Annotated in this window: 18 protein-coding genes and 1 tRNA gene; 8 read left to right on the forward strand and 11 right to left on the reverse strand. The window is 66.2% G+C overall.

The window, feature by feature from the left end; all coding sequences use genetic code 11:
* Positions 1–50: 50 nt before the first annotated feature.
* Positions 51–527 (reverse strand): DUF721 domain-containing protein, encoded by a 477-nt coding sequence (locus VK92_RS12250; RefSeq protein WP_021159908.1) that lies wholly within the window; start codon positions 525–527, stop codon positions 51–53.
* Between the two features lie 256 nt (positions 528–783).
* Between VK92_RS12250 and secA the strand changes: the two genes are divergently transcribed.
* From secA to VK92_RS12270, 4 genes are all read left to right on the forward strand, one after another.
* Complete coding sequence (gene secA / locus VK92_RS12255; protein WP_048026079.1) at positions 784–3,582, forward strand: preprotein translocase subunit SecA; 2,799 nt, start codon at positions 784–786, stop codon at positions 3,580–3,582.
* 142 nt (positions 3,583–3,724) lie between these two features.
* Positions 3,725–4,966, forward strand: a complete 1,242-nt coding sequence (argJ, locus tag VK92_RS12260; RefSeq protein WP_048026081.1) for a bifunctional glutamate N-acetyltransferase/amino-acid acetyltransferase ArgJ — start codon at positions 3,725–3,727, stop codon at positions 4,964–4,966.
* A 19-nt stretch (positions 4,967–4,985) separates the two neighbouring features.
* Positions 4,986–5,855 carry an ATP-binding protein gene (locus tag VK92_RS12265; RefSeq protein ID WP_021159904.1) on the forward strand — a complete coding sequence of 290 codons (870 nt, stop codon included), beginning with the start codon at positions 4,986–4,988 and terminating at the stop codon, positions 5,853–5,855.
* Positions 5,852–6,295: an NUDIX domain-containing protein gene (locus VK92_RS12270; protein WP_021159903.1), complete on the forward strand. Its 444-nt coding sequence runs from the start codon at positions 5,852–5,854 to the stop codon at positions 6,293–6,295. The genes VK92_RS12265 and VK92_RS12270 overlap by 4 nt, the downstream gene beginning before the upstream one ends.
* A 72-nt stretch (positions 6,296–6,367) precedes the next feature.
* On the opposite strand, the gene VK92_RS12275 is transcribed toward VK92_RS12270, so the two are convergent.
* From VK92_RS12275 to VK92_RS12315, 9 genes are all read right to left on the reverse strand, one after another.
* Positions 6,368–6,568 carry a DNA gyrase inhibitor YacG gene (locus VK92_RS12275; protein WP_021159902.1) on the reverse strand — a complete coding sequence of 67 codons (201 nt, stop codon included), beginning with the start codon at positions 6,566–6,568 and terminating at the stop codon, positions 6,368–6,370.
* Positions 6,569–6,596: 28 nt separating this feature from the next.
* Positions 6,597–7,352: a cell division protein ZapD gene (zapD, locus tag VK92_RS12280; RefSeq protein ID WP_021159901.1), complete on the reverse strand. Its 756-nt coding sequence runs from the start codon at positions 7,350–7,352 to the stop codon at positions 6,597–6,599.
* 109 nt (positions 7,353–7,461) lie between these two features.
* Positions 7,462–8,070 carry a dephospho-CoA kinase gene (coaE, locus tag VK92_RS12285; protein ID WP_021159900.1) on the reverse strand — a complete coding sequence of 203 codons (609 nt, stop codon included), beginning with the start codon at positions 8,068–8,070 and terminating at the stop codon, positions 7,462–7,464.
* A 1-nt stretch (position 8,071) separates the two neighbouring features.
* Positions 8,072–8,983 (reverse strand): prepilin peptidase, encoded by a 912-nt coding sequence (locus VK92_RS12290; protein ID WP_048026083.1) that lies wholly within the window; start codon positions 8,981–8,983, stop codon positions 8,072–8,074.
* A gap of 46 nt (positions 8,984–9,029) precedes the next feature.
* Positions 9,030–10,241 carry a type II secretion system F family protein gene (locus VK92_RS12295; protein WP_048026084.1) on the reverse strand — a complete coding sequence of 404 codons (1,212 nt, stop codon included), beginning with the start codon at positions 10,239–10,241 and terminating at the stop codon, positions 9,030–9,032.
* Positions 10,238–11,515, reverse strand: a complete 1,278-nt coding sequence (locus VK92_RS12300) for a GspE/PulE family protein (protein ID WP_048026086.1) — start codon at positions 11,513–11,515, stop codon at positions 10,238–10,240. The genes VK92_RS12295 and VK92_RS12300 overlap by 4 nt, the downstream gene beginning before the upstream one ends.
* Positions 11,516–11,598: 83 nt before the next feature.
* Entirely contained in the window at positions 11,599–12,891 is a 1,293-nt protein-coding gene (locus VK92_RS12305; protein WP_021159896.1) for an HlyC/CorC family transporter, read from the reverse strand.
* Positions 12,892–13,033: 142 nt separating this feature from the next.
* Positions 13,034–13,110 (reverse strand) — tRNA-Pro (locus VK92_RS12310).
* Positions 13,111–13,287: 177 nt separating this feature from the next.
* Positions 13,288–14,283, reverse strand: a complete 996-nt coding sequence (locus tag VK92_RS12315; RefSeq protein ID WP_042975355.1) for a polyprenyl synthetase family protein — start codon at positions 14,281–14,283, stop codon at positions 13,288–13,290.
* 210 nt (positions 14,284–14,493) lie between these two features.
* Between VK92_RS12315 and rplU the strand changes: the two genes are divergently transcribed.
* The 4 genes from rplU to proB all read left to right on the forward strand — a co-directional run bounded on the left by rplU (position 14,494) and on the right by proB (position 17,603).
* Positions 14,494–14,805, forward strand: a complete 312-nt coding sequence (rplU, locus tag VK92_RS12320) for a 50S ribosomal protein L21 (protein ID WP_006025184.1) — start codon at positions 14,494–14,496, stop codon at positions 14,803–14,805.
* A gap of 24 nt (positions 14,806–14,829) precedes the next feature.
* Positions 14,830–15,093 (forward strand): 50S ribosomal protein L27, encoded by a 264-nt coding sequence (gene rpmA / locus VK92_RS12325; protein WP_006476999.1) that lies wholly within the window; start codon positions 14,830–14,832, stop codon positions 15,091–15,093.
* Positions 15,094–15,281: 188 nt separating this feature from the next.
* The gene (obgE, locus tag VK92_RS12330) at positions 15,282–16,394 is read left to right on the forward strand and encodes a GTPase ObgE (protein ID WP_042975354.1); all 1,113 of its coding nucleotides are present in this window, start codon (positions 15,282–15,284) and stop codon (positions 16,392–16,394) included.
* Positions 16,395–16,484: 90 nt separating this feature from the next.
* Positions 16,485–17,603: a glutamate 5-kinase gene (gene proB / locus VK92_RS12335; RefSeq protein WP_027788436.1), complete on the forward strand. Its 1,119-nt coding sequence runs from the start codon at positions 16,485–16,487 to the stop codon at positions 17,601–17,603.
* A gap of 104 nt (positions 17,604–17,707) precedes the next feature.
* Here proB and VK92_RS12340 read toward each other — a convergent pair whose 3' ends face one another.
* Positions 17,708–18,316 carry a CNP1-like family protein gene (locus VK92_RS12340; protein ID WP_034195819.1) on the reverse strand — a complete coding sequence of 203 codons (609 nt, stop codon included), beginning with the start codon at positions 18,314–18,316 and terminating at the stop codon, positions 17,708–17,710.
* Positions 18,317–18,322 lie beyond the last annotated feature (6 nt).

Consider the following 18,322-nt stretch of genomic DNA (forward strand, 5'->3'; position numbering starts at 1 on the left):
GTCAACCTATTCCAGGACTTGACACCGGACGATGCCGGCGGCGCAAGCCGTCAGCGCGGTTTTGCGCCGTGCCGGGCCGCCATCCGCGCAAGCGCGGCCTGCAGCGGCGACGGTTCGAGATGATCGGCCAGATCCCGCAACGCGGCCGCGCCGACCGACGTCATCCGCGCCTGCTTCACGTGCGGCGGCTCCGGCGCATCCTTCGGGCGCACGCGCACGCGCAACGTCGAGACCGGCCAGCCGCGCTTTTGCAGATCGCCGAGCAGCCGCGGCTCGACCTGCCGCAGCCGCGCGGCCAGCGCATTGTGCGCGGCAAAGAGGGTCAGGGTGCCGTCCTTCACGAAGCCGGGTTCGACGTGGTTCGCCAGGTAATCGGGCAGGAGCGCGGCAAGATCGCGCTGCAGCGACGCGATCTGCTCGACGCCGGCGCGCAGTGCCGCGAACGCGTCGGTGCGGCCGAGCACTTCGGACACGGGTTGCGGGCGATAGGCGGCGAGCGGGCCGAAACGCTTGGAAAATCGGTTCATCGAGACATTCTTCGGGCGCGCACGCGCGCGGACGTTGACGCCGATTGTACCCGCGCGGACCCATGCACGGGCGGCTTTCGCCCCGTGGGCCCGGCCGTCGGCGCGCAGTGCCCGTCCGGCCGAGACACGGGCGCGCGCTTCCCCGCGTGCTAAAATTCGACGTTTGAGTCCACTAATTCGCTAAGCCGCCGAGGCTCGGGCGTCGGGGCGCGCAACACGCGCCGGGCGCCGGTGCTGCGACGCAGGATCCGATCCGATGACAACCGGTTTTCTCCAGAAAATTTTTGGCAGCCGCAACCAGCGGCTCGTCAAGCAATACCAAAAGACCGTCACGACGATCAATGCGCTCGAAACGCAGATCGAGAAGCTGACGGACGACCAGTTGCGCGGCAAGACGGACGAATTCCGCCAGCGGGTCGCGGCCGGCGAGTCGCTCGACAAGCTGCTGCCCGAGGCGTTCGCGGTCTGTCGCGAGGCCAGCCGGCGCGTGCTGAAGATGCGGCACTTCGACGTGCAGATGATCGGCGGCATGGTGCTCCACTACGGCAAGATCGCGGAAATGCGCACCGGCGAGGGAAAGACGCTCGTCGCGACGCTGCCCGTGTACCTGAACGCGCTGGCCGGCCGCGGCGTGCACGTCGTGACCGTCAACGATTACCTCGCGCAGCGCGACGCCGAATGGATGGCGCGCCTCTACAACTTCCTCGGTCTGTCGGTCGGCATCAACCTGTCCGGCATGGAGCACGACCAGAAGCAGCAGGCTTATGCGGCGGACATCACGTACGGCACGAACAACGAGTTCGGCTTCGACTACCTGCGCGACAACATGGTCTACGAGACCGACGCGCGTGTGCAGCGGGCACTGAACTTCGCGGTCGTCGACGAAGTGGACTCGATCCTGATCGACGAAGCGCGCACGCCGCTGATCATTTCGGGCCAGGCCGAGGATCACACCGAGCTGTACGTGCGGATGAACGCACTGCCGCCGCTGCTCGAGCGCCAGATCGGCGAAGAGAAGGCCGACGGCACGGGTGTCGAGAAGCCGGGCGACTACACGCTCGACGAGAAGGCCCGCCAGGTGTTCCTGACGGAATCGGGCCACGAGAAGGCCGAGCGCCTGCTCGCCGAATGGGGCCTGATCGGCGAGGGCGAAAGCCTGTACGCGCCGCAGAACATCACGCTGATGCACCACGTGTACGCGGCGCTGCGCGCACACACGCTGTTCCACAAGGATCAGCACTACGTCGTGCAGAACGGCGAAGTGGTCATCGTCGACGAATTCACGGGCCGCCTGATGGCCGGCCGCCGCTGGTCCGACGGCCTGCACCAGGCGGTCGAGGCGAAGGAACACGTGAAGATCCAGAGCGAGAACCAGACGCTCGCGTCGATCACGTTCCAGAACTACTTCCGGATGTACGCGAAGCTGGCCGGCATGACCGGTACCGCGGACACCGAAGCGTACGAATTCAACGAGATCTACGGTCTCGAGACGGTCGTGATCCCGACCAACCGCCCGCCGAAACGGATCGACAAGCAGGACCAGATCTACAAGACGGCCAAGGAGCGCTACGACGCGGTGATCCGCGACATCCGCGACTGCTACGAGCGCGGCCAGCCGGTGCTGGTCGGCACGACGTCGATCGAGAACTCGGAACTGCTGTCGCACCTGCTGAAGCAGGCCGGGCTGCCGCATGAGGTGCTGAACGCGAAGCAGCACGAGCGCGAAGCGGCGATCGTCGCGGAAGCCGGCCGTCCGAAGCGCGTCACGATCGCGACCAACATGGCGGGCCGCGGTACCGACATCGTGCTCGGCGGCAATGCCGAGAAGCAGGCCGCGTTCATCGAGGCCGACGACGCGATCCCGGCCGACGAAAAGGCGCGCCGCATCAAGCAGTTGCACGACGAGTGGGAAACGCTGCACGAGCAGGTGAAGGCCGCTGGCGGCCTGCACATCATCGGCACCGAGCGCCACGAATCGCGCCGGATCGACAACCAGCTGCGCGGCCGTGCGGGCCGCCAGGGCGATCCGGGCTCGTCGCGCTTCTACCTGTCGCTCGACGATCCGCTGCTGCGCATCTTCGCGGGCGACCGTGTGCGCTCGATCATGGATCGCCTGAAGATGCCGGAAGGCGAAGCGATCGAAGCCGGCATCGTCACGCGCTCGATCGAGTCCGCGCAGCGCAAGGTCGAAGCGCGCAACTTCGACATCCGCAAGCAACTGCTCGAATACGACGACGTGTCGAACGACCAGCGCAAGGTCATCTACCAGCAGCGCAACGAGCTGCTCGAAGCGCACGACATCACCGAGACGATCTCCGCGATGCGTCACGGCGTGATCGCCGAAGTCGTCCGCCAGTTCGTGCCGGAAGGCAGCATCGAAGAGCAGTGGGACGTGCCCGAGCTCGAGGAAGCGCTGCGCAACGACTGGCAGCTCGACCTCGCGATCCAGGAAATGGTGAACGAGTCGTCGTCGATTACGGCCGAGGAGATTCTCGACGCCGTGATGACGGCCGCCGACGAGCAGTACGAGGCGAAGGTCGCGATGGTCGGCCGCGAATCGTTCAGCGCATTCGAGCGCTCGGTGATGCTGCAGACGGTCGACCGCCTGTGGCGCGAGCACCTCGCGGCGCTCGACCATCTGCGCCAGGGCATCCACCTGCGCGGCTATGCGCAGAAGAACCCGAAGCAGGAATACAAGCGCGAAGCGTTCGAGCTGTTCGCCGCGATGCTCGAGGCGATCAAGCAGGAAGTCACGCGCGTCGTGATGAACGTGCAGATCCAGTCGCCGGAACAGCTCGAGGAAGCGGCCGAGCAGATCGAGGAGCGCGCAGGTCATCTTGAGAACGTCGAGTACCAGCACGCCGATTACGCGGAAGCCGGTGCGCCGGTGGCGAACGTTACGGCTGCCGCGGCGGCCACGGCAACGGCCGACATGGTCGGCAGCGCGATGACGCACAGCGGCCCCGGCGGCGAAATGCCGAAGGTCGGCCGCAACGACCCGTGCCCGTGCGGCAGCGGCAAGAAGTACAAGCAATGTCACGGGAAGCTGTCATGATCGACGGCGGCGCGCGTGACGCGTGCCGCGTCGTTCGCAGCTTCGAGTCAGTGATGTGAGTTGTGGCGGCCCGCGTGGGGCCGCCGGTTCTTCCAATCGATGCCGGCACGTGCCGGCATTTTCCATCCGGCAGGTGTGCCCCATGGCTGTCAATTTTCCGTCGATCGATCCCGCCCAACTGCATCCCGTCGCCGGCGTCACGCTCGGCTGGGCGGAAGCGAACATCCGCAAGCCGAATCGCAAGGACGTGCTGGTCATCTCCGTCGACGAGGGCGCGACGGTCGCGGGCGTATTCACCGAAAACCGTTTCTGCGCGGCACCGGTCACCGTCTGCCGCGAGCACCTGGCGAAGGTGCGCGCGGGCGGCGCGGGCATTCGCGCGCTGGTCGTGAATACGGGCAATGCGAACGCGGGTACCGGCGAGCCGGGCCTAGTGAACGCGCGCGAAACCTGCACGGAACTCGCGCGTCTCGCGGGTATCGAGCCGGCGCAGGTGCTGCCGTTCTCGACCGGCGTGATCCTCGAGCCGCTGCCGATCGACCGCCTGAAGGCCGGGCTGCCGGCCGCGCTCGCGAATCGCAAGGCCGCGAACTGGTTCGACGCCGCGCAGGCGATCATGACGACCGATACGCTGCCGAAGGCCACGTCCCGCCAGGTGACGATCGACGGTCACACGGTCACGCTGACGGGCATCAGCAAGGGCGCCGGCATGATCAAGCCGAACATGGCGACGATGCTGGGCTTCCTCGCGTTCGACGCGAACGTCGCGCAGCCGGTGCTCGACACGCTCGTGAAGGAAGTGGCCGACCGCTCGTTCAACTGCATCACGATCGACGGCGACACGTCGACGAACGACTCGTTCATCCTGATCGCGTCGGGCAAGAGCACGCTGCCGGCGATCACGTCGACGGATTCGCCGGCCTATGCGGCGCTGCGCGATGCGGTGACGGAAGTCGCGCAGGTGCTGTCGCAGCTGATCGTGCGCGATGGCGAAGGTGCGACAAAATTCATGACGGTGCAGGTCGAAGGCGGCAAGAGCGTCGCGGAATGCCGCCAGATCGCTTACGCGATCGGCCATTCGCCGCTCGTGAAGACCGCCTTCTACGCATCCGACCCCAACCTCGGCCGGATTCTCGCGGCGATCGGCTACGCGGGCGTCGCCGATCTCGACGTCGGCAAGATCGACCTCTATCTCGACGATGTGCTCGTCGCGAAGGCGGGCGGCCGCAACCCGGCTTACCAGGAAGAGGACGGCCAGCGCGTGATGAAGCAGAGCGAAATCACGATCCGCGTGCTGCTTGCCCGAGGCGACGCACAGGCCACCATCTGGACGTGCGACCTGTCGCACGACTACGTGAGCATCAACGCGGATTACCGCTCCTGATCAGGAGTGCCTGAACGACATGGACAAGCTTGAACAGTTTCTGACGCGCGCGGAAGCGCTGCTCGGTCGTCTCGAGGGGATGTTGCCGCCCGCGCAGGCAGCGGTCGACTGGAATGCCGCACACGCATTCCGCTGGCGCAAGCGCCAGGGGCGCGGTTATCTGCAGCCGGTGCCGGCCGTGTCGTCGATCACGCTCGACGACCTCCACAATATCGATCGCCAGAAAGGGCTGATCGACCAGAACACGCGGCAGTTCGTGCAGCAGAAGCCGGCGAACAACGTGCTGCTGACCGGCGCGCGCGGTACCGGCAAGTCGTCGCTGATCAAGGCGTGCCTGAACGCGTATGCGAAGGACGGGCTGCGTCTGATCGAAGTCGACAAGGACGACTTGCACGATCTCGGCGACATCGTCGACCTGATCTCGCAGCGTCCCGAGCGTTTCATCGTGTTCTGCGACGACCTGTCGTTCGAGGAAGGCGAGTCGGGCTACAAGGCGCTGAAGGTTGCGCTCGACGGCTCGATCGCCGCGCAGTCGGACAACGTGCTGATCTACGCGACGTCGAACCGCCGCCATCTGCTGCCCGAGTACATGAGCGACAACGAGACGTACAAGCATCTCCCGGACGGCGAGATTCACCCCGGCGAAGTCGTCGAGGAGAAGATCTCGCTGTCGGAGCGCTTCGGTCTGTGGGTCAGCTTCTATCCGTTCAAGCAGGACGACTATCTCGACATCGTCGGGCACTGGCTGCGTCATTTCGGTTGCCCGGATGCGGAGATCGAGTCCGCACGCGGCGATGCGCTCGTGTGGGCGCTCGAGCGCGGCTCGCGGTCGGGGCGCGTCGCGTGGCAGTTTGCGCGTGACTGGTCGGGTCGCAAGGAGCAAGCATGAGCGCGGATCAGGCGCAGGGCGCCGTGCGGGCGCCGGACGGCCGCAAGGTGACGGAAGTCGCGGTCGGCGTGATGGTGCAGCCGGACGGCCGGTATCTGCTCGCGCAGCGGCTGAAGGGCAAGCCGTATGAAGGTTACTGGGAGTTCCCGGGCGGCAAGCTGGAGGCCGGCGAAAGCGTCGAGGACGCGCTGGCGCGCGAGCTACACGAGGAACTCGGCATCGAAGTCACTGCCAGCCACCGCTGGCACACGCTCGAGCACGATTATCCGCATGCGTACGTGCGGCTCTATTTCTGCAAGGTGACGGGCTGGACGGGCGAGCCGCACAGCAAGGAAGGGCAGGCGTTCGTGTGGCAGCAACTGCCGGTCGAAGTCGCGCCGCTGTTGCCGGCGGCGCTGCCGGTGCTCGAACTGCTCGAGAAGGAAGCGGCGTCGCAATGACGCCGTGGCGGCCCACCTGAAACGCGGGCCAGATCGGCGGGCGGCACGGCGGACGGCGGCGCTGCGCGCCGCTCAGCTGTCGCGGCGGTTGTCCGTGCCGTCTTCTTCCGATGACGGACCCTCGTCGGAGGAACCGCCGATCCGATACTTTTCCGCGGCCCATGCGCCGAGGTCGAGCTGCTTGCAGCGGGCCGAACAGAAGGGACGGAACTTGTTTTCAGGCGTCCAGCGCACTTCCGCGCCGCACGAAGGACATTTCACGACGGTAGTCATACGAAAGCGTTGAACCGGCACGCGGCCGTTACAGATTGCACAGTGTCAGATGGAACGGCACGTCGATGTCCACCGCGCGCGGCCGCACGTCGCCGTCCTGCATGGTGAACCGTACCCACAGCATGTATTTGTTGGCGCTTGCCTCGGGGATGACGCGCAATTCCGGCGCCACGCGCACCTGCATCAACTGGTAGGTGCGGCCGGACAGCATCTGCTGGTAGCTGCCCTGCATCGCCATGACCTTCGACGCCTGGCCCGATTCGCGCGCGAGGCGCAGCACGATCGCAGCGGCATCGCGCAGCGGCAGCATCGGCAGGATCCATTTCGCGATGTCCTGGCGCCGCTGCTCGGCGGGCCATTGCTGCCATGCGTAGTACGACGGCAGGTCGAACTTGCACGTGCCGCCCGGAATCACCGCACGGCTGCGGATGCTGGCGAGCCACTCGTTGTCGACGAGGTGCTGACCGGTCTTGCCCTGCATCTGCGCGAGATTCGCGAGCGTCTGCTCGATTTCGCCGAGCACGGCTTCGAGCGCGTTCTGCTCGATGCCCGGATTGCCGCGAAAGGGGGCGAGCGTCTGGCGTTGACGTTCGAGCTCCTTCATCAGATCCGATTTCAGGTCCGCGCGGCCCGTTACCTCGGCAATTTCGAACAGCGTCGTCAGCGCGACGTGGTGTTCACGCGGGTCCTCCTGAGCCAAAAAGAACGCGAAGCGCTCGAAGAGATCTTCGAGGCGCAACAGCGTGCGAATTCGCTCGTTGAACGGATACTCGTAAAGAATCAAGCGCGCTCGCCTCTTGGGTAGGGATGGAAACAATGCAGGACATTCTAATGCCCACGCTCTACCCTAGCAACGCGCCAATTTCGTACACCATCACGATCGCGCGCGAGGCTCAGTGCGCAGCGAGCGCGAACCCGAGATAGCGTTGGTGCAGTGCATCGACCTGCGCGGCAAGCGCATCGGGCGTCGTCGCGTCGTTGACGATGACGTCGTCGGCCGCCGCGAGGCGGGCCTCGCGCGACGCCTGCCGCGCGATGATCGCCTCGACCTGCTCGCGCGTGAAGCCGTTGCGCTGCATCACGCGTGCGATCTGCGTTTCGACCGGACAGTCGACGACGAGCACGCGATCGCAGCGCGCCTTCCAGTTGCCGGATTCGACGAGCAGCGGCACGACGAAAATCACGTATGGGCCCTGCGCTTCGCGCGCCTCACGATCGGTCTCTGCCCGGATCAGCGGGTGCGTGATCGCTTCGAGGCGCCGGCGCGCGTCGTCGTCGCTGAAGATCAGTGCGCGCATCTGCGCGCGGTCGAGCGAGCCGTCGGCAGCAACGAAGCCGCGGCCGAATGCCTGTTCGATCGCGGGCATCGCGAGGCCGCCCGGCGCGGTGATGCGATGGGCGATCAGATCGGTATCGACCAGCGATGCGCCTCGGGCGGCAAACAGGTCGGCGACGGTCGTCTTGCCGCTGCCGATGCCGCCGGTGAGTCCAATTGCGAACATGTCAGCCTCCGAGCGCCGAATAGAAAGGGGTGCCGAAAAACAGCGTCGCGACACCGCCTGCCGCGAGGAACGGGCCGAACGGAATCGGCTCCTCGAAGCGCATGCGACCGCGCCAGGTCGCGACGAGCCCGACGACCGCGCCCGTCACCGCGGCGAACAGCACGACCTGCGGCAGTGCGGCCCAGCCCATCCATGCGCCGAGCGCGGCGAGCAGTTTCAGGTCGCCGAAACCGATGCCCTCGATGCCGCGCAGCCATTTGAACAGCCAGTAGACCGACCACAGGAACAGGTAGCCGGCCATGGCCCCGATCACGGCCGAGCGCAGCGATGTGAACGTGCCGCCGAGGTTCAGCACGAGCCCGGCCCAGAGGAGCGGCAGCGTCATCGAGTCGGGCAGGTAGCCTGTCCGGACATCGATCGCGCTCATCGCGAGCAGCGCGGCGCACAGCGCGAACGCGGCGAGCGCGGCGACGGTCGGGCCGAATGCCGCGAGCGAGCCGGCGGCGAGCAGCGCGCATGCGAGTTCGACGAGCGGATAACGGATGCCGATCGCGTGGCCGCAGCGTCGGCAGCGCCCGCGCAGGATCAGGTAGCTGACGAGCGGGATGTTTTCCCATGCGCGCAGCACGTGGCCGCAATGCGGGCAAGCGCTGCGCGGGCGCCACAGATCGTAGCGCGGCGGGTAGCCGTCTTCGTGCGTGGCACTCGTGTTGCCGGTCGCTTCGTCGATCTCGGCCTGCCATGCGCGCTGCATCATCACGGGCAGCCGGTGCACGACCACGTTCAGGAAGCTGCCGACGCACAGGCCGATGACGACTGCGAACGCGTACTGCAGCGCGGGCGGCAGCATCGCCAGCGCGAGCAGCGTGCTCTCGGGCGAATCGGTAACGGCGGACAAGGGCGCTGGCGTCATGAGGCTCAAGGTTCGGACTTAAAGGGCGACAGAATCGGTTGCGATGCTACACCACGTTGCCGAGCTGAAGGATGGGCAGGTACATCGCGATCACGAGGCCGCCGACGAGTGCGCCCAGTACGATCACGATCAGCGGTTCGCCGAGCGCGGCGAGCGTATCGAGATGCGCGTCGAGCTGGCGCTCGCACAGCGCGGCGATGTCGGCGAGCATCGTGTCGAGCGCACCGGTCTCCTCGGCGACGGCGATCGGCTGCACGACGTCGTCCGGAAAGCAGCCGGCCGACTGCATCGCGTCCGCGAGACGCGCGCCGCGCAGCACGTGGGCGGCGATGTGGGCGGTAGCGCGCTCGAATACGGGATGGCCGGCCGTGCGTTCGAGCGTGGTGAAGGCGTCTGCGAGCGGCACGCCGGCGCCAAGCAGCGTCGCCAGCGATCGGCACCAGCGCGCGGCCGCGAACCGGCTCATCGCGCTCCCCGCGAGCGGGACGTGCAGCAGGCGCCGCGCGACGGCGTGGCGCAGTGGCGCCGATAGCCGTAGCGCGCGATGGGCGGCCAGCGCGGCTGCCGCCGTACCGGCAACCAGCACACCGCCCCACGCCGACAGTGCCGAGGACAACGCGAGCAGCGCACGGGTCGGTGCCGGCAGTGCGGCGCCGAAACCGTCGAAGATCTGGCGGAACGTCGGTACGACCCACACCATCAACGCGGCCGAGATCGCGAGCCCGAACAGGATGACGGCCGCCGGATAGGCAAGCGCGGCCCGCAGCTTGCGCCATTGCGCGTCGGCGCGCTCGCGGTGCTCCGCGACCCTGGTCAGCATGATGCCGAGCGAGCCTGACGCTTCGCCGACCTCGATCAGCTGGCGATACAGTGTGCCGAACTGCGCCGGATAGCGTGCGAGTGCATCGGCGAAGCGATGGCCGCCGACGATCTCGCGTGCGAGACCGGCGGCGATGCGCGGCAGGCCGTCGCGTGGCCGCGTGCGCGCGAGCATCTCGAGCGACGGCGCGAGCGGCAACCCGGCCTGCAGGAGGCTCGCGAGCTGGCGCGTGAAGCGCGTGACGTCCCGCGTGCCGGCCGTTGGCGGCCGGGCCGGCCCGCGGATGTCGAGCGACAGGACTGCGATGCCGTCGCGTGCGAGCGCGGCGCGTGCACTCGCGGCATCGAACGCGATGATGATCCCGCGGCGTGGCGTGCCGTCGCGATGGCGGCCGCGCCATGCGAAGCGGCTTTCGCGCGGCGTTGTGCGCATGCTCATGCCGCAGGTGTCGCGGCGATGGCCTCCGCGATGCTCGTCGTGCCGTCCCGGACACGCGCGAACGCCGCGTCGCGCAAACTGCGCACGCCTTCGGCAGCCGCGCATTGCGCGAGTTCGCCGACGCTTGCCCGGGCGACGATGCGTTCCGCCAGCCGGGGCGATACCGGCATCGTCTGATGCAGGCCGATGCGGCCGCGATAGCCGATGCCGTGACAGGCCGAACAGCCTCGCGCGACGAACGGCCGCCATCCCGCGGCGAGAGCAGCCGGGTCGCAGCCGGCGTCGTGCAATACGGGCACCGGTGCGTCCGAGTGCATGCGGCAGGTAGTGCACAGCCGCCGGACGAGGCGCTGCGCGGTGACGAGGTGCAGCGCGGCCGCGAGGTTGTATGGAGCGACCCCGATGTCGAGCAGCCGCGCGACGGCGGCCGGCGCGTCGTTCGTGTGCAGTGTCGACAGCACAAGATGGCCGGTCTGCGCGGCCTTGATCGCGACGTCGGCCGTCTCCGCATCGCGAATCTCGCCGACCATGATGATGTCCGGATCTTGCCGCAGCAGCGCGCGCAGTGCCGTCGCGAACGTGAGCCCCGCCTTTTCGGCGACGCCGACCTGGCTGATGCCGTCGAGCTGGATCTCGGCGGGATCCTCCACCGTGCAGACGTTGTGCGCGTCGCGATCGAGCATCTGCAGCGCGCAGTAGAGCGACAGCGTCTTGCCGCTGCCGGTTGGGCCCGTGACGAGCACGAGGCCATGCGGTGCGCGTATCGCGGCTTCCATCGCGGCCGCCTGTTGCGCGTCGAAGCCGAGACGGGCGAGCGTGAGGTCGGTCGGCAGGGTTTCGAGGCGCCGCAGCACGAGTTTTTCACCGAACAACGTCGGCAGCGAACTGACGCGGTAGTCGCCGCGCGTACCACCGTCGATCGCGATGCGCAGCCTGCCGTCCTGCGGGAGCCGTCGCTCGGCGATGTCCATGCGTGCGAGCACCTTGATCCGCGTGACGAGCGCGTCGCGCAGATGAAGAGGTGGCCGCGCATGTTCGTGCAGCACGCCGTCGATGCGCAGGCGGATGCGCCAGCCGGCTTCGAACGGTTCGACGTGGATGTCGGATGCGTCGCGCACGCGTGCCGCGTGAAGCGTGTCCGTCAGCAGCCGCACGGCCGGCGCGTCGTCGAGCTGGGCCGCGTCGAGCGCGCGCGGCGCGGTGACGGGCGTTGCATCGGAATGAGTGGGTGGCGGCTGCGTGCGCAGCGGCGCCCCGGGAGGAGTGAAATGCATGTGAGCCGGCACGCTGGCCGCCAGTTGACCGTGACCAGCAGATGGTCGCGCGTCGCAGGCGGCGCCGGCAGTCGGCCGTTCGGCTAACGCGCGGCGGCGCGTGCGGTGCGCGAGCCGCGCGGCTTGAAGAGCTTGACGGTGCGCACGGCCTGATCGTCGCTGCGCATCACCTCGAGCATCACGTCGCCGATTTTCAGGCACACGTCGTCTTCCGGAATTTCCTCGAGGATCTCGAGCACCAGGCCGTTCAGCGTCTTCGGCCCGTCGGTCGGCAGCTTCAGGTGCAGCCAGCGATTCAGTTCGCGCAGCGGCATGCTCGCCGAGACGATGCATTCGCCGTTCTCGTCCCAGCCGCCCGCGCGTTCGCTGCGCGGCATCGATGTCGTGAATTCGCCGATCAGCTCCTCGATGATGTCTTCGGGCGTGACGAGTCCTTCGAGTTCGCCGTACTCGTTGACGACGAGCGCGGTCCGCTGCCGCGTTTCCTGGAAAAACTGGAGCTGCTGGACCACCGGCGTGCCCGAAGGCACGTAGTACGGCTCGGCGAGCAGCGTGCGCAGCGTCTCGCGGTCGAACTCCTGGTTGTGCAGCGCGGTCAGCGTCTTGCGGACGTGCAGCACGCCGAGCACCTTGTCGATGTCGCCTTCGTAGACGACAAGCCGGTTGTGATAGCAGGTTTCGAGCTGGTGCAGGACGTCGTCGAGCGGCGCGTAGAAGTTGAGCGACTCGATCTGGCGGCGCGGCACCATCACGTCGTCGACCGTGATGTTCTCGAGGTCGAACAGGTTGAGCAGGATGCTGCGGTGCTTGGTCGGCATGAAACTGCTCGACTCGAGCACGATGGCCCGCAGCTCGTCGGCCGACATCCGCTGGTCGCGGCCCTTCTTCGTGTTGATGCGCAGCACCCACAGCACGCCGTTCGCGAGTGCGTTGACGAACCAGACGACCGGCTTGAACACGCGCATCAGCGGCGCGATCACGAGGCTTGCGGGCAGTGCAATGCGTTCGGGGAACGTCGCACCGACGATCTTCGGCGCGATTTCGGCGAACACGATGATCAGGAACGCGACGATGCCGGTCGCGATCGACAGCGCGAGGTTGTTGCGGCCGAACGTATGGAGCGCGAGCGACGTCGTCAGGACCGGGATGATCGTGTTGAACAGGTTGTTGCCGATCAGGATCACGCTGAGCAGCAGGTCAGTGCGCGTCAGCAACCCCTGCGTGGTTTTCGCGCCGAGCGCGCCCTGGCCGGCGAGATGCTTCAGCCGATGGCGATTGAGCGCCATCATCGCGGTCTCGGAAATGGAAAAGAAGCTGGAACAGAGGAGAAGCAGGAAGACGGCGCCGATTTGCGCCCATAAGGGAATTTGGTCCACGCGTTGGAAGGAGCAGTGAAGGACAGGGATGGGGGAAATATAGCAGAGGCCGGCGACCGTGATGTGTCGTGCGCGACACGAGGGGGCCGCGGCGGCCGGACGAAAAAAAACCGTGCACATGGTGCACGGTTTTTTCAAAATCTGGTCGGGGTGAGAGGATTCGAACCTCCGGCCTCTACGTCCCGAACGTAGCGCTCTACCAGGCTAAGCTACACCCCGATTTCTACTCTTCCGATTTCGCCGTCTTCTTCAAGACCGCTGCGTCGTCAAGCAAGAACATAACTATAACGACGTTTCTTCAAGAAGGGAAGCCCTTGGAGAAAAAAATTTTCGAGACAGGTGATTTTCCCGTGTCGAACATGTGTCGCAGCCGTGGCGGCGACACATGACATGCAATCAGGACTGCCGCGACGTCGAGTAAGAGCACAGCGCGAGCAGGCTCTCCTTGTAGATTGAATCGGGGAATGCGGCGATCGCGGCCGCTGCCGCCTGCGCTTCCTGGCGCGCGCATTCGAGCGTGTGATCCAGTGCGCCCGAGCGCGTGATCGCTTCGAAAATCGTGTCGAAGCGATCGGTGCCGCCCTGTTCGATCGCCTCGCGTGCCAGCGCTGCCTGCTCGGGCGTGCCGCGCTCGATCAGATAGATGAGCGGCAGCGTCGGCTTGCCTTCGCGGAGGTCGTCGCCGGCATTCTTGCCCATTGCCTCGACGGTGCCCGCGTAGTCGAGCCAGTCGTCCATGATCTGGAATGCGGTGCCGATCCGGCGGCCGTATTCGGCGGCGGCGGCCTCGGTCGGCGCATCGGCGCCCGCGAGCACTGCGCCCAGGCGTGCCGATGCCTCGAACAGCTTGGCCGTCTTGTAGCGGATCACCTGCATGTAGCGCGCTTCGTCGACGTCCGCGTCGTGCATGTTGAGGAGCTGCAGCACCTCGCCTTCGGAAATGATCGTCGTCGCTTCGGACAGGATCTCCATCACGCGCATCTTGCCGACGCCGACCATCATCTCGAACGAGCGCGAATAGAGGTAGTCGCCTACCAGCACGCTCGCCGCGTTGCCGAACAGCGCATTGGCGGTCTGGCGGCCGCGGCGCAGCTCGGATTCGTCGACGACGTCGTCGTGCAGCAGCGTGGCCGTGTGGATGAACTCGACGACGGCGGCCAGCACGTGCCGCTGGTGCGACGTCTCGCCGAGTGCACCGGCGACGAGCAGCAGCAACGCCGGGCGCAGCCGCTTGCCGCCCGCGCCGATGATGTACTCGGCGATCTGGTTGATCAACAGCACGTCGGACGCGAGGCTTTGCCGGATAACGCGATTCACCTGCTCCATGTCGCTGGTGATCGGAGCGAGCAGGTGGGCGGCGCTGAGGGTGGGGGAGGCGGTGGACGACGACATGATGATGGAATTGGGTGATGCCGCGGATTATAAGTCGAATCCGAGATATCCCGGTCTGTCACACGTGCCGCAGCCGCGAATTTGGCCGTTCGGCCGAGGCCCGCGCGTGGCAATCGTCGATCGGTTTTGACTTCGGTGCTAACCCCATGTATAATCACGTGTTTTCCGCGCGTGGTGTGCGGAAAAATTGGATCCAGAGTGAGGTTCTCAATGTACGCGGTCATAAAAACCGGCGGCAAGCAGTACAAGGTTGCCGTTGGCGAAAAACTCAAAGTAGAACAGATACCGGCTGACATTGACGCTGAAATCACGCTCGACCAGGTTCTCGCAGTGGGCGAAGGCGAATCGATTAAGTTCGGTACGCCGCTGGTCAGTGGGGCTTCCGTCAAGGCCACCGTTGTGTCGCACGGTCGTCATGCCAAGGTCACCATCTTCAAGATGCGTCGCCGGAAGCACTACCAAAAGCACGGCGGCCACCGCCAGAACTACACTGAGCTGCGCATCGACGCGATCAACGCGTAAGCGCCTCGGTAAAGGAGCAATCAGATGGCACACAAAAAGGCAGGCGGCTCTTCCCGGAACGGCCGCGACTCCGAGTCGAAACGTCTCGGCGTGAAAGTGTACGGCGGCCAGGCAATCAATGCCGGCGGCATCATCGTGCGTCAGCGCGGTACGCGTATGCACGCAGGCGAGAACGTCGGCATGGGCAAGGATCACACCCTGTTCGCGCTGGTCGACGGTCACGTCAAGTTCGCGACGAAGGGCGCGGACAAGAAGCATCTGGTCATCGTCGTCCCGGCGGCTGCCTAAGTTCAGGCACCCACGGGCTTCGTAGCCGAAAGGCCCCGCAGTCTTCGCGGGGCCTTTTTTTATTTGGCCGCCGGGCGCGTGCGCGTTCCGGCGACCGTTGCGCAACCGGCGTACGATCGGCCGAACGGCAGATTGTTCAAGCGTGCCGGCGCGCGGCACAATAGCGGAAATACTGGGCGGAGTGACGAATGAAGTTCATTGACGAAGCACGAATCGAAGTCATCGCCGGCGACGGAGGCGATGGCAGTGCGTCGATGCGCCGCGAGAAATTCGTCCCGTTCGGCGGGCCGGACGGCGGCGACGGCGGTCGGGGCGGTAGCGTGTACGCGATCGCCGACCGCAACATCAACACGCTGATCGACTACCGTTACGCGAAGAAGCATCTGGCGCGCAACGGCGAAAACGGGCGAGGCTCGGATTGCTACGGCAAGGGTGGCGACGACGTCACGCTGCGCATGCCGGTCGGCACGATCATCAGCGACATGGATACCGGCGAGCTGATCGCCGACCTGACCGAGCACGACCAGCAGGTGATGCTTGCGCAGGGCGGTGCCGGCGGGCTCGGCAACCTGCATTTCAAGTCGAGCACGAACCGCGCGCCGCGCCAGAAGACGGACGGCAAGCCCGGCGAACGTCGCATGCTGAAGCTCGAGCTGAAGGTGCTCGCCGATGTCGGCCTGCTCGGCATGCCGAACGCAGGCAAGTCGACGTTCATCTCGTCGGTGTCGAATGCGCGGCCGAAGATCGCCGACTACCCGTTCACGACGCTTGCGCCGAATCTCGGCGTGGTGCGGGTCGGCCCGAGCAAGAGCTTCGTGATCGCCGACATCCCGGGGCTGATCGAGGGTGCCGCCGAAGGCGCGGGCCTCGGCCATCAGTTCCTGCGCCACCTGCAGCGCACCGGCGTGCTGCTGCATCTGGTCGATCTCGCGCCGTTCGACGAAAGCGTCGATCCGGTTGCCGAAGCGACGGCGATCGTCGGCGAACTGCGCAAATACGACGAGGCACTCTACGAGAAGCCGCGCTGGCTCGTGCTCAACAAGCTCGACATGGTGCCGGAAGACGAGCGCAAGGCGCGCGTCGCGGATTTCCTCGAGCGCTTCGAGTGGGACGGCCCGGTGTTCGAGATTTCGGCACTGACGGGCCAGGGCTGTGAAGCACTGTGCTACGCGATCTACGACTACCTCTCCGAACATTCGGACGCGCATCGCGCGGCGGAGGCGGAAGATCTCGCGGCGGACGTGCGTTTCCGCGACGCGCCGCCTGCGAAGGGCGAGGCCGCGCCGGGCGACGACGCCTGAGTGGTTCCGGAGCGCGCCGGGCGTGCCGCCCGGCGTCGGCGCTCGATCGCGCCCGGCCGGGCAGGCATCAGATACAGGAGACAGTGCAGGATGCGTTCGATCATCGCGGATTCGAAGCGATTGGTGGTGAAGGTGGGCTCCAGCCTCGTGACCAACGACGGCAAGGGGCTTGATCATGCTGCAATCGGCCGCTGGGCGGCCCAGATCGCCGCGTTGCGCGCCCAGGGCAAGGAAGTCGTGCTCGTCAGCTCGGGCGCGATTGCCGAAGGGATGCAGCGGCTCGGCTGGAGCAAGCGGCCGCGGGAAATCGACGAGTTGCAGGCGGCGGCCGCGGTCGGCCAGATGGGGCTCGCGCAGGTCTACGAGAGCCGCTTCACCGAGCACGACATCCGCACCGCGCAGATCCTGCTGACGCATGCCGACCTGGCGGATCGCGAGCGCTACCTGAATGCGCGATCGACGCTGCTGACGCTGTTGCGGCTCGGCGTCGTGCCGATCATCAACGAGAACGACACGGTCGTCACCGATGAAATCAAGTTCGGCGACAACGACACGCTCGGCGCGCTCGTTGCAAACCTGATCGAAGGCGATGCGCTGATCATCCTGACCGACCAGTCGGGGCTGTTTACGGCCGATCCGCGCAAGGATCCGAACGCGACGCTCGTCGCGGAAGCGAATGCGGGAGCGCCGGAACTCGAGGCGATGGCGGGCGGTGCGGGCTCGAGCCTTGGCCGCGGCGGGATGCTGACGAAGATTCTCGCGGCGAAGCGCGCGGCGCACAGCGGTGCAAATACGGTAATCGCGAGCGGCAGGGAGTCCGACGTGCTCGTGCGTCTGGCGGCCGGCGAGGCGATCGGCACGCAACTGATCGCACGTACCGCACGGATGGCGGCGCGCAAGCAGTGGATGGCCGACCACCTGCAGGTGCGCGGCCATGTCGTGATCGATGCGGGCGCGGTCGAGAAACTGACGGCCGGCGGCAAGAGCCTGCTGCCGATCGGCGTGATCGACGTACAGGGTGCGTTCGCGCGCGGCGAAGTCATCGCGTGTGTCGGCCCCGACGGGCGCGAAGTGGCGCGCGGGCTCACGAACTACAGCAGCGCGGAGACGAAACTGATTCACCGCAAGCCGAGCGGCGAGATCGAATCCGTGCTCGGCTACATGCTGGAGCCCGAACTGATCCATCGCGACAATCTGGTGCTGGTGTGATCATTCGCGTTGCCGGTTCAGGCCGTCAAATGAAAAAGCCCGCGTGATGCGGGCTTTTTCATGCAGCGGGCGGCAGAGAGTGCGGCGGCGGGCGCCGCGCGCCATCAGCGCAACTGGCTCATCGCGGTACGGTGAAACCGGATGTTCTCCAGGATCTGCCGGGTCGAGCCTTGCGGCATCTTGTTCGCACAGAAGTAATCCTGATACAGCGCCGAGTGGTAGGCATTCAGCTCGCCGTTCTCGATGCGCTGCCAATCGTTCTCGACCGTACGATCCCAGCCGTCGTGGTCCGAATTCAGGCCGGCATACTGGCGCCATTCATAGGTGTCGCAGCGGATGCCCTCGTAGTTGACGTTGCGCGCGCCGGCCGGGCTCGTGACGACGACCGCGTAGCGCACGACGCCGTCGGTGCCGACCGCGAGCGACTTCGCATCGACGAAGAACTTGAGCGGCGTGTTCTGCGATACGTTGAACGGCAGCAGGTCGCTCGCCTGCGGCAGCGGCGGCAGCGAGTCGACCGTGTTTTCCTTCCAGGTTCCCTGGCGGTCCAGCAGATACACGAACTCGCTGTCATCCTTGTTGGTCGGTGTCTTCGAATTCGCGCAACCTGCCAGCGTGGCCACCGCGGCAATCGATGCGAGCGCGAGAGCAATCGCTTTCAATATGCATTCCTCGTAAAAAAAGGGCGCGACACCAAGGTCGCGCCCGGTCATGCAGTT

Origin of the sequence: Burkholderia sp. LK4, assembly GCF_001043615.1 — a bacterium.
In the GTDB taxonomy this organism is placed as follows: domain Bacteria; phylum Pseudomonadota; class Gammaproteobacteria; order Burkholderiales; family Burkholderiaceae; genus Burkholderia; species Burkholderia cepacia.

Coding starts and splice junctions, on each gene's coding strand:
- VK92_RS12250 (WP_021159908.1), bottom strand. CDS start 527: ATGAACCGATTTTCCAAGCGTTTCGGCCCGCTCGCCGCCTATCGCCCG.
- secA (WP_048026079.1), top strand. CDS start 784: ATGACAACCGGTTTTCTCCAGAAAATTTTTGGCAGCCGCAACCAGCGG.
- argJ (WP_048026081.1), top strand. CDS start 3,725: ATGGCTGTCAATTTTCCGTCGATCGATCCCGCCCAACTGCATCCCGTC.
- VK92_RS12265 (WP_021159904.1), top strand. CDS start 4,986: ATGGACAAGCTTGAACAGTTTCTGACGCGCGCGGAAGCGCTGCTCGGT.
- VK92_RS12270 (WP_021159903.1), top strand. CDS start 5,852: ATGAGCGCGGATCAGGCGCAGGGCGCCGTGCGGGCGCCGGACGGCCGC.
- VK92_RS12275 (WP_021159902.1), bottom strand. CDS start 6,568: ATGACTACCGTCGTGAAATGTCCTTCGTGCGGCGCGGAAGTGCGCTGG.
- coaE (WP_021159900.1), bottom strand. CDS start 8,070: ATGTTCGCAATTGGACTCACCGGCGGCATCGGCAGCGGCAAGACGACC.
- VK92_RS12290 (WP_048026083.1), bottom strand. CDS start 8,983: ATGACGCCAGCGCCCTTGTCCGCCGTTACCGATTCGCCCGAGAGCACG.
- VK92_RS12295 (WP_048026084.1), bottom strand. CDS start 10,241: ATGAGCATGCGCACAACGCCGCGCGAAAGCCGCTTCGCATGGCGCGGC.
- VK92_RS12300 (WP_048026086.1), bottom strand. CDS start 11,515: ATGCATTTCACTCCTCCCGGGGCGCCGCTGCGCACGCAGCCGCCACCC.
- VK92_RS12315 (WP_042975355.1), bottom strand. CDS start 14,283: ATGTCGTCGTCCACCGCCTCCCCCACCCTCAGCGCCGCCCACCTGCTC.
- rplU (WP_006025184.1), top strand. CDS start 14,494: ATGTACGCGGTCATAAAAACCGGCGGCAAGCAGTACAAGGTTGCCGTT.
- rpmA (WP_006476999.1), top strand. CDS start 14,830: ATGGCACACAAAAAGGCAGGCGGCTCTTCCCGGAACGGCCGCGACTCC.
- obgE (WP_042975354.1), top strand. CDS start 15,282: ATGAAGTTCATTGACGAAGCACGAATCGAAGTCATCGCCGGCGACGGA.
- proB (WP_027788436.1), top strand. CDS start 16,485: ATGCGTTCGATCATCGCGGATTCGAAGCGATTGGTGGTGAAGGTGGGC.
- VK92_RS12340 (WP_034195819.1), bottom strand. CDS start 18,316: ATGACCGGGCGCGACCTTGGTGTCGCGCCCTTTTTTTACGAGGAATGC.